This is a genomic window from Microbacterium sp., from assembly GCF_041909575.1.
Lineage (GTDB): Bacteria > Actinomycetota > Actinomycetes > Actinomycetales > Microbacteriaceae > Microbacterium.
Genome location: NZ_JAYRDE010000113.1, coordinates 1 through 10,179, shown reverse-complemented (window position 1 = coordinate 10,179; position 10,179 = coordinate 1). Strand labels below are relative to the sequence as shown.

The window sequence follows — 10,179 nt, the reverse complement described above, 5'->3', positions numbered from 1 at the left end:
TGATCGCGGCGGACTCGACGGCGAGCCCGGCGCGATAGCGGTTGAGGTAGGCGGCGAACCCGGGAACGTCCTCGGGGTCGGGGTCGACGGTGTCGAAGGATGCTTCGCCGAACACGCGCTCTCGGAGGTACGCGTCGAGGTCGAGATCGCTCGCGGCCGACAGGTACGACGCGAGCACGGCGATGCCCCAGGCTCCCCCTTCCGATGCCGTCTCGCCCACGGCCACCGGAGCGCCCAGCGCACCGGCGAGGAAGCGCTGCGCGACCCCGGCCGTGCGGAACACGCCGCCATGGGCGAACATCCGGTCCAGGGCGACACCCTCGCGCTCGAGCACGCGCATGCCGAGGGCGAGCGTGCCGAACACGCCGTACAGCTGCGCGCGCATGAAGTTCGCGAGCGTGAAACGGCTGTCGGGCGTGCGCACGAACAGCGGACGGCCCTCGGCGAGCCCGGCGATCGGCTCACCGGCGAGATGGTTGTAGGCGAGGAGGCCGCCGGCATCCGGATCTCCGTCCAGCGCCTCGCGGAAGAGGGCCTCGAAGACCTCGTCCGACGCGAGGCCGGCGCCGGTCACCGACGCGAAGCGGTCGAACAGCCCGATCCACGCGGCGAGCTCGCTGGCGCCGTTGTTGCAGTGGACCATGGCCACCGCGTCGCCGGCGGGGGTCGTGACGAGGTCGAGCTCGTGGTGGATGCCCGAGAGCGGTCGCTCCAGCACGACCATCGCGAAGATGCTGGTTCCCGCGCTGACATTCCCGGTACGAGGGGCGACCGAGCACGTGGCGACCATGCCGGTGCCGGCGTCGCCCTCGGGCGGGCACAGGGGGGCGCCCGGACGCAGCGCACCTGTCGGGTCGAGGAGGGCCGCACCGTCAGCGGTGAGTTCACCCGCGGTTTCGCCGGCCACGAGGACCTCGGGGAGCAGCCGCGAGACCTGCAGCCCGGGGGCGCGCTCACCGACGAGCCGGTCGAACTTCTCGAGCAGCGCCGCGTCGTAGTCGCGGGTGGCGGAGTCGATCGGGAACATGCCCGACGCGTCGCCCACGCCGAGCGACTTGCGCCCGGTGAGCTTCCAGTGGACGTAACCGGCGAGCGTCGTGAAGAAGCTCACGTCGGTGACATGCGGCTCCTCGTCGAGCACCGCCTGGTACAGGTGCGCGATCGACCAGCGCAGCGGGATGTTCACCCCGAACAGCTCGGACAGCACCGCGGCCGAGCGATCCGTGTTGGTGTTGCGCCACGTGCGGAACCCCGTGAGCAGATCACCGTCCTCGCCGAAGGCGAGGTAGCCGTGCATCATCGCCGAGACGCCGATCGCGGCGAGCGAGTCGAGTGTCACGTCGTACCGGCGACGCACATCCGCGACCAGGTCGGCGTACGCCCCCTGGAGCCCTGCCCACACGTCGTCCAGCGCGTAGGTCCACAGCCGATCGACGAACTGGTTCTCCCAGGCGTGGCTGCCCACCGCGAGCACCGTCGTCGGGTCGTCGGCGAGCACCAGGCATGCCTTGATGCGGGTGGAGCCGAGCTCGATGCCGAGCACGGCACGGCCGTCGCGGATCGCCCGCGCGGCAGCCGCCGTCACGGGGTCTCCTCCCCGTCGCGGCGGGCGTCCGTGGACTGGCCGTAGACATTCTGGTACCGGTCGAAGAGGCGGTCGATCGCCTCCTGCGGAATCGGGATCAGCGGACCGGCCTCACGCGCGTAGTGCACGGTGCGGGCGACATCCTCCACCATCACCGCGGCCTTCACGGCATCCTTCGCCGAGACGCCGATCGTGAACGGCCCGTGATTCTGCATCAGCACCGCACGCGACCGGTGGCCGCGCAGGGTGTCGACGATGCCGCGACCGATGGAGTCGTCGCCGATGATCGCGAACGGCCCGACCGGGATCGGCCCGCCGAACTCGTCGGCCATCGCCGTGATGACGCACGGGATCTCCTCGCCGCGCGCCGCCCACGCCACCGCGAAGGTGGAGTGCGTGTGCACCACTCCCCCGACCTCGGGCATGTTCCGGTACACGTACGCGTGCGCCGCGGTGTCGCTCGACGGGCTGCGGTCCGAGCCCGGCGTGCCCGGGACGACGTTGCCGTCGAGGTCGCACAGGATCATGTTCTCCGGCGTCAGGTCGTCGTACGACACCCCCGACGGCTTGATCACGAACAGATCGGCACCGGGCACGCGGCCCGACACGTTCCCGCCCGTCCACACGATCAGGTTGTAGCGGACGAGTTCGCCGTGCAGCCGGGCGACATCCGCGCGCACCGCGTCGATCGACGCCTGGAGTTCGGTGTCGGGCATCAGCTGGCCCTTCGCCGCGTGAGGGCGCGCTGCAGCAGCACGAACACGAGCAGGACGGCGCCGGTGATGATGGTGAGGTACTCGGGGTTGATCGTCCCGTCCTTCGTGATGATGAGGCGCAGCGCCGCGATCACGAACACGCCCACGACCGATCCGAGCACGTAGCCGTAGCCGCCGGTCAGCAGGGTCCCGCCGATGACCACGGCCGCGATGGCGTCGAGCTCCCATCCGATTCCGGTGACGTTCTGCGCCTTGCCACCGACCTCGGCGGTGTAGACGACCGCCGCCAGTCCCGCCAGGGCACCCGAGATGATGTAGATCCCCACGCGCGTCCGCGCCACCGGAAGACCCATGAGCCCCGCGGACGACTCGTTGCCGCCGATCGCATAGACCGTGCGTCCGCTGCGGCTGCGGTGCATGAAGAACATTCCGCCGAGGACGACGAGGATCGCGATGATCAGCCCCGGAGTGACCGTGAAGTCGTTGACCTTCGGACCGTCGAAGAGCTTCCAGTCCGTGGCCAGCAGGTGGATCGGCGAGTCCTCGGCAGCCTGAACGGGCGTCGTGGAGAGGATCGAGGCCAGTCCGCGGGCGAGGAACATCATCGCGAGCGTCGCGATGAACGGCTGCACGTTGAAGTACTGGATCATGACGCCCGCGATGACGCCGAACATCGCGCCGAACAGGATCATCAGCACCATCGAGATCCAGCCGTTGATGCCGATGTTCATGAGCATGACGCCGGCGACGGAGCTGAAGGCGACGACCGCGCCGACGGACAGGTCGATGCCGCCCGAGACGATGACGATCGTCATGCCGACCGCCAGGATGATCGTCGGCGCGAAGCTGATCAGAAGGCTCGACATGGTGCCGGCGTGGAACACCCGGCCGTAGGCCACCTCGGCGTAGATGAGCATGCCGAACAGCAGCACCAGCGCGGTGAGGGTCGGGATCAGGGTCTGATTGCGCTCCCACAGCCGCGCCAGTCGCGCGGCGCCCTCGGTGTTCCTGCGCTCGGGCAGGTCGGGGACGGGTGGAACGGATTCGGCGAGCGTGCGCGAGGAGCTCATGCGACGACCTCCTTCGAGACGTATGCGGCCGGGTCCGCTGCGGGCGACGTCGGCGCAGGGGGCGCTCCGGGCGACTTCCCGCGACCGAACGCCCACGAGCGCACGCGCTCGGACTGCAGCAGGACCAGGACGATGATGACGAGCGCCTTGAACGCCGGCGTCGCCGCGGCCGGGATGCCGAGGAACAGCACGGTCTTGTTCAGGGTCGCGATGAGGAGGGCCCCGATCGTGGACCCGACGATCGAGAACTTCCCGCCGGCGAGCGACGTGCCGCCGATGACCACCGCCAGGATCGCGTCGAGCTCCATGAGGTTTCCGGTGCCGCCCACGCTCACCGTCATCACTTCCGAGACGCTGAACAGACCGCCGACGGCGGCGAGCGCTGCGGAGAGGATGTACACGCCGAACAGGATCGGACGGGGTCGGATGCCGGCGAGCCGGCTCGCGTTCGGGTTGATGCCGATCGACTCGATCATGAGGCCGAGCGCCGTCCGGCGCATGGCCAGGGCGATGAGCCCGACGATGGCGATGGCGAGCACGAAGCTCGTGGGGATGCCGAGGATCTGCCCGTTCGCGAGCAGACGGAACGGCTCGTTCGTCGCGTCGGTGTTCTGTCCGCTGGTGATGACGCGGGCGATGCCTCGCGCGGCGAGCATCATGATCAGGGTGCTGATGAAGGGCTGCAGCCCGACGACGGCGACCAGGAACCCGTTGACCGCGCCGAGGACGATCGCGAGCGCGAGTGCGAGGCCGATCGCCGTCAGCACGGCGCTGATGGGGCTGGATGCCTCGAGGCCCGAGAGCGTCTGCATCGCGACCGCGCCGCCGACCGCCATCATCGATCCGACGGAGAGGTCGATTCCTCCCGTGGCGATGACGAAGGTCATGCCGAGCGCGATCATGATGATCGGCGCCGACACGCGGAGGATGTCGAGCAGGTTGCCGGTGAGCATGCCCGTCGTGGGGTTGACGCTGATCGCGAGATACGCGGGGTTCTTGATGGAGTTGATCAGCAGCAGCAGGACGATTCCGACGATGGCCCAGAACCAGGGCGTGCGCAGCGCGATCTTCAGGTGCTTCATGACGCGCTCCCTTCGTGGCGGGTCGGGGCTTCGCCCGCGGCGACCTCTTCGGCGAGGGCCTCAGCGGTCTTCTCCGCCTCGTCGCCCGACTCCGTGGCGATGACCGAGACGATGCTCTCGGCCGTGACTTCCGGTCCGTTGATGACTTCCCCGACCTTCTGGTGGTCCTTGAGGATGACGATCCGCTCGGACAGGCGGACGACCTCTTCCAGCTCGGAGGAGATGAACACGACGCTCATCCCGCCCTCCGCGAGTTCGGCCACCGTCTCCTGGATGTCGGCCTTCGCACCGACGTCGATTCCGCGGGTCGGCTCGTCGAGGAGGAGCAGGTCGGGGTTGGTGGCGAGCCAGCGGCCGAGCAGCACCTTCTGCTGGTTGCCGCCCGAGAGCAGGCGGATCGGGCGGTCAGGGTCGTTCGGCCGCACGCTGAAGCGCTCCATGTAGGTCTTGACGAGCTGGTCGACCTCCCGCGCGGGCACGCGCCGGAACCAGCCGCGACGGGCCTGGACGGCGAGCATGATGTTCTCGCGGACGCTGAGGTCGCCGACGATGCCGTCGTCGCGACGGCTCTCGGTCGAGTAGGCGATGCCGTGCGAGAGGCCCGCGACGGGAGAGTTCAGCGAGATCTTCTTGCCGTGCATACGGGTCGTCCCGGCGTCGGATTTGTCGGCGCCGGCGATCAGCCGCGCGAGCTCGGTGCGTCCTGCGCCGAGCAGCCCCGCGAAGCCGACGACCTCCCCCGCGTGGATCTCGAGGTCGGTGGGTTCGAGTGCTCCCTTGCGACCGAGGTTCTCGGCGGCGAAGAGCGGCGTCACGGTGCGGTCGCGCTGCTGGGTCTGCCGGTTGGAGCCGAGGGCGCGCAGCGTCTCGAAGTCCTTGCCGATCATCTTCGAGATCAGCTGGGTGCGGTCGAGGTCCCGCTTGAGGTACTCGCCGACGAACGCCCCGTTGCGCAGCACGGTGATGCGGTCGCTGATCGCGTAGACCTGGTCGAGGAAGTGCGAGACGAAGAGGATCGCCACGCCCTGGTCGCGGAGACGGCGGATGACTCCGAAGAGCACCTCCACCTCGTTCGCGTCGAGGCTCGAAGTCGGCTCGTCGAGGATGAGCACCTTCGAGTCCGTGACCATCGCGCGGCTGATCGCGACGAGCTGCTGCATCGCGATCGAGATCGTCGAGAGGGGCGCGCGGGGGTCGAGGTCGCCGAGTCCCATCCGGGCGAGCGCCTCGCTGGCGCGCGCATACGTCTTCCGCCAGTTGATGCCGGTCCAGTCGTGGACCTCGTGCCCGAGCATGACGTTCTCACCGATGGTGAGGTTCGTGCAGAGATTGACCTCCTGGTACACCGTCGAGATCCCGGCGGCCTGCGCGGAGGCGGTGCCGTTGAAGTGGCGCACCACGCCGGCGACGACGATCTCGCCGGAGTCGATCTGGTAGACGCCGGTGAGTGCCTTGATGAGGGTCGACTTGCCGGCGCCGTTCTCGCCCATGAGGGTGTGGACCTCGCCGGGAAGCAGCCGGAAGCTGACGTCGTCGAGGGCCTTCACTCCGGGAAAGGTGATGGACGCGTTGCGCACTTCGACGATCGCGATCGGTTCAATCATGGCTGCATGATTCCTTGTTGCTGCGGGCGGGGACGCGTCGGGGAGACGAGCACGAGCGGGGGCCGCCGGAAGGGCCGACCCCCGCTCGCATCATCTCTCGTCTCGTCGACGCGGGGTGGGTCAGAAGCCCTTGCCGTCGTCGATCGCGGCCTGGCCGGCCTCGGGCGAGTCGAACGTCTCACCGGGGACGATGATGTTCTTCTCGACTTCCTCGCCCGCCAGCGCGGCGTTCACCGCTTCCACGGCGAGGTCGCCGAAGAAGGGGTTGTACTGGGCGACGAAGCTCAGCTCGCCGGCAGCCAGCGCCTCGAGAGCCGGCGTGGTGCCGTCGATCGTGGCGATCTTGACGTCGGTGCCCGGGACCAGGCCGGCGGCGGTCACGGCAGCAGCCGCACCGATGCCCATCTCGTCGTTCTGGGCGAAGATGAACTGGAGGTCCGGGTTCTCCTTGAGGACGGTCTCGATGACCGACTTGCCCTCGTCAGCGGTCCAGTTGGCGGTCTGGGCGCCGATCTTGTTCCAGCCGTCCGCTCCCTCGATCGCCGCCTCGAAGCCCTCGTTGCGCTCGTTGACGACGGAAAGCCCGGGAACGCCCTCGAGCGTGAAGTAGTTCGCGCCGTCCGGGAAGGTCTCGACCGCCCAGTCGCCGACGGTGCCCGCGACGTTGACGTTGTCGGGCGCGATGCGCGTGACGTAGAGGTCGTCGCTGGAGTCCACACCCCGGTCGAGCAGGATGACGGGAATCTCGGCCTCCTGCGCCAGCTCGAGCGAGTCATCCCAGCCGGACGCCTCGGTCGCGGTGAGGAGGATGACGTCGACCTCGTCGTTGACGAACGTCGCGAAGGCGTCGATCTGCGACTTCTGGTCCGTCGGGCTCGCCGCCGGGGCGTACTTCAGATCGAATCCGGCGTCCTGGGTGAACGCGTCCTTGATCGCCTGCTCGTTGGCGTCGCGCCAGCCGCCCTCGGGACCGACGGCGACGAAGCCGACCGTCGTGAGCTCGTCGCCGCTGCCGCCGTCCGAGCCGCTGTCGTCGCCGCCGCTCGCGCAGCCTGCGAGGCCGAGCGCGAGCGCGCCGGCACCGACGAAGCCGACAAGGCCGAGCATCCGCTTCTTGTTGACCATCTTTTCTCCTCCTTGAGACTCCCCGACGCTCTCGGTCGGGGAGAAGTCCCTGTGCCCCCAGACGGGACACTCTCGGGTGTGTGCGAGTCCATTGTGCGCGCTAACAAGCCGCTTGCGCAAGAAGATTTCTCACATTCGTTACGTCACCGTTACCGCGAACATTAACACGTGTGGATCAGCGACGACATCCTGGGCGGCCAGGCGGGGGCGGCCAGGAGGCGGGGCCGCCAGGAGGCGGGGCGGCTCAGGCCGGGCAGCGGCATCCGTCTCCCACCTCCCTCGGCGCATAACTCCTGCACTTCCGCGACACCCCGGCCCGCAGCTCCCGGAAAGACGGGCGTCGACCCCCGGCCGGGTAGCAAAGTGCAGGAGTTATGCGCCCGAGCTGGCGCGAAACTCGCACAGCCGAGCCGGGACTCCCAGCCCGGCCCCGGCCGCTGCGCTGGGGCTGCGGCGCGATCGGCTTCCCCTCCGCCGGGCGCATAACTCCTGCAATCTCGCACCCTCGGGCATCACGGCGCCCGGAACGACGGGCGTCGACCCCCGGCCGGGTAGCAAAGTGCAGGAGTTATGCGCCCAACCGGGAGCTACCGGGCGGGCTCAGCGGCGCGGATTGGCGCGGAAGGCGATCCGGACGGGCTCAGCGGCGCGGCTTGGCGCTCGAACCGCGCACCATGAGTCGGGGCTCGATGATGTCGTGGCCGTCCACCTCTTCGCCCTCGATCGCCGCGATGATGATCTGCAGGGCGAGCGCGCCGAGCGCGGTGAAGTCCTGACGCACCGTCGTCAGCGGGGGAAGGAAGTGCCGCGCGTCGGGAAGGTCGTCGAAGCCGACGACGCTGATGTCGTCGGGCACCCGCAGTCCGCGCTCCGACAGACCGTGCACGAGGCCGAGCGCCATCTGATCGTTCGCGGCGAAGACGGCCGTCGCTTCCGAGAAGTCGTACGTCTTGCCGAAGGTGTACCCGAAGTCGGAGGTCCAGTCGCCCACCACCGGCGGCGCGATGGGGAGCCCGGCATCGGCCAGCGCGTCGCGCCATCCCTGCTCGCGGGCACGGGCGTCGTACCAGTCCAGCGGTCCGGACAGGTGCGCGACCGAACGGTGCCCGAGCTCGATGAGATGCATCACGGCGGCCATGGCGCCGGCGCGCTGATCGACCGCGGCGGTGTGCATCTCGGCATCCGGTTCCGCCTTGATGACGAGCGTCGGAAGGCCCGTGCTCTGCTGACGCAGCGTGTCGAGCGAGGACGCGCGCGGCGCGATCACGCACAGCGCGTCGACACCCTGCGTGAGGAGTTCGACGACCCCGGTGTCGATCTGCGACTCCGGGTCGTCCGAGATCGAGAACGCGCTGATCGCGTAGCCCGCGTCGCGGGCCGCGCTCTCGATCGCGCGGAGCGTGCTGTTCGGGCCCCACTGGACCGGGCTGTCGACGATCACGCCGATGCGCATGGCGCGGCGCGTCGCCAGGGCGCGTGCGATCGAGCTGCGCGTGTAGTTCATCTCGTCGATCGCCTGGAGGACGCGCTCGCGCGTCGACTCGCGGATGTTCGGGTGCCCGTTGAGCACGCGCGAGACCGTCATGTGCGAGACGCCCGCCTGCTTGGCGACGTCGTAGATGCTCGGGCGCTGCCAACCCCGGGTTGCCTGCTCAGACATGGCGGATCACCTCGCTTTCCTGCTGACCACATCGTAGGGGGCGACTGCCAGCGCCACCGCGCGTCGACCGAGAATCAGCCCCGGCGGGTCTCCGGCGAATGTCGCGGCATCGGCCGCGGCCCGGCCACCGCTCTTCCCGTTCCCGCTCCCGCTCCCGTTCCCGTTCCCGTTCCCGCCGGGATCGCCGGGGTGACACGGGTGGTCGGGGTTTCCGGCGTGCGGCGGCTTCCCCGGCTTTCCGGGTCCGCGCGGATTGCCGGGAGGCGACGGACAGTCGAGGGGCCTGATCGTGACCGAGACCGTCACCTCGTCGGAGTCGGGATCCGGCTCGAGCCACGTCGCGGCCGACGCCGGCGCCACGAGTCCACCCAGGGCGAGGGTCAGGCCCGCGATGGCCCCGACGACGCGCGCGGTCCGGCTCACGAGGCATCCTCCGTCACGGCCGCTTCGCGCCGGCCGGCTTCCCGCGCGTCGGCGAGCAGCGCGTCGAGGCGACGGCGTGAGCGCAGCCGGCCCCACACGAGCGCCCAGACCAGCAGTCCGATCCCGGCGAGGATGATCAGCTGCGGCCAGGGCGCCGCCCAGACCGTCGTCGAGGAGGAGACGGGTGTGACATCGGATGTCTCCCCCGTCATCGTCAGCATCGTCGGCGCGACCACGACCTCGACGGGCACGGCGAACAGTGGCCAGACGTCGTGAACGACGACCTCGAAGGCTCTGCTGTCGCCGGGAAGGAGCTCCAGCGCCTTCTCGCCGGCCGCGGGGAAGACCGTGCTCTGCCCGCCGGCGTTCACGGCGCCCTCCACGAGCAGGATGGTGTTGCCGTCGTTCTCGACCTCGAAGGCGACGGTCACAGCGCCCGGCCGGAACGGATTCCACGACACGGCGTAGTCGCCGGCGACGGCGTCGATCACCGGCATGGGAGTCAGCTCACCGGTCACTCGGGTGGTCACGCGGAAGCCGACGCGACTCTCGACGCCCACGCTCGCGCCGTCGTCACCGGTCTGGACCGACAGGACGGATGCCGTGATCCCGGCCGCATGATCGCCGGGCTCGGCGTTGTCCGGCACGGTGATGTCGAACGGGACGATCGCCGTCTCGCCCGCGGGGATCGTGACCTCGTCGGGCAGCGAGATCCAGGTGCCCGAGGAGGTCGACTCCTGATCGGCCGGGAGGATGTCGAACCGTCCGTTGCGCGTGTAGAACCCGTCCGCTGCCGTCAGGCGGAAGGTGACTTCGGCGTCGCTCACATTCCGCACGGCGAACAGGTCGGACACGCTCTCGCCCGGGTCCAGATCGTTCTCGACCGCCCGTCGCCCGTCGGGCCCGCTCTCGTC

General features: G+C 69.5%; 9 protein-coding genes. All 9 read right to left on the bottom strand.

All coding sequences use genetic code 11. The features are described from left to right. Positions 1-1,585, bottom strand: a 1,585-nt coding sequence (locus ACE3O1_RS13140) for a xylulokinase (protein WP_374315754.1), incomplete at its 3' end; no start/stop codon positions are given. Beyond that, entirely contained in the window at positions 1,582-2,301 is a 720-nt protein-coding gene (locus ACE3O1_RS13135) for an L-ribulose-5-phosphate 4-epimerase (RefSeq protein WP_374315753.1), read from the bottom strand. The genes ACE3O1_RS13140 and ACE3O1_RS13135, both read right to left, overlap by 4 nt. Next, on the bottom strand, positions 2,301-3,371 hold the full coding sequence (locus ACE3O1_RS13130) for an ABC transporter permease (RefSeq protein WP_374315752.1): 1,071 nt from the start codon (positions 3,369-3,371) through the stop codon (positions 2,301-2,303). The genes ACE3O1_RS13135 and ACE3O1_RS13130 overlap by 1 nt, the downstream gene beginning before the upstream one ends. After that, the gene (locus tag ACE3O1_RS13125) at positions 3,368-4,453 is read right to left on the bottom strand and encodes an ABC transporter permease (protein WP_374315750.1); all 1,086 of its coding nucleotides are present in this window, start codon (positions 4,451-4,453) and stop codon (positions 3,368-3,370) included. The genes ACE3O1_RS13130 and ACE3O1_RS13125 overlap by 4 nt, the downstream gene beginning before the upstream one ends. Then, positions 4,450-6,057 carry a sugar ABC transporter ATP-binding protein gene (locus ACE3O1_RS13120; protein WP_374315748.1) on the bottom strand — a complete coding sequence of 536 codons (1,608 nt, stop codon included), beginning with the start codon at positions 6,055-6,057 and terminating at the stop codon, positions 4,450-4,452. Before ACE3O1_RS13120 ends, ACE3O1_RS13125 begins: the two co-directional genes overlap by 4 nt. A gap of 120 nt (positions 6,058-6,177) precedes the next feature. Beyond that, the gene (locus ACE3O1_RS13115) at positions 6,178-7,182 is read right to left on the bottom strand and encodes a substrate-binding domain-containing protein (protein ID WP_374315746.1); all 1,005 of its coding nucleotides are present in this window, start codon (positions 7,180-7,182) and stop codon (positions 6,178-6,180) included. 640 nt (positions 7,183-7,822) lie between these two features. Next, positions 7,823-8,842: a LacI family DNA-binding transcriptional regulator gene (locus ACE3O1_RS13110; RefSeq protein ID WP_374315744.1), complete on the bottom strand. Its 1,020-nt coding sequence runs from the start codon at positions 8,840-8,842 to the stop codon at positions 7,823-7,825. 6 nt (positions 8,843-8,848) lie between these two features. Beyond that, positions 8,849-9,265: a hypothetical protein gene (locus tag ACE3O1_RS13105; protein WP_374315742.1), complete on the bottom strand. Its 417-nt coding sequence runs from the start codon at positions 9,263-9,265 to the stop codon at positions 8,849-8,851. Beyond that, positions 9,262-10,179 (bottom strand): WxL protein peptidoglycan domain-containing protein (locus tag ACE3O1_RS13100; protein WP_374315740.1); only part of this gene is annotated, 918 nt, incomplete at its 5' end. The genes ACE3O1_RS13100 and ACE3O1_RS13105, both read right to left, overlap by 4 nt.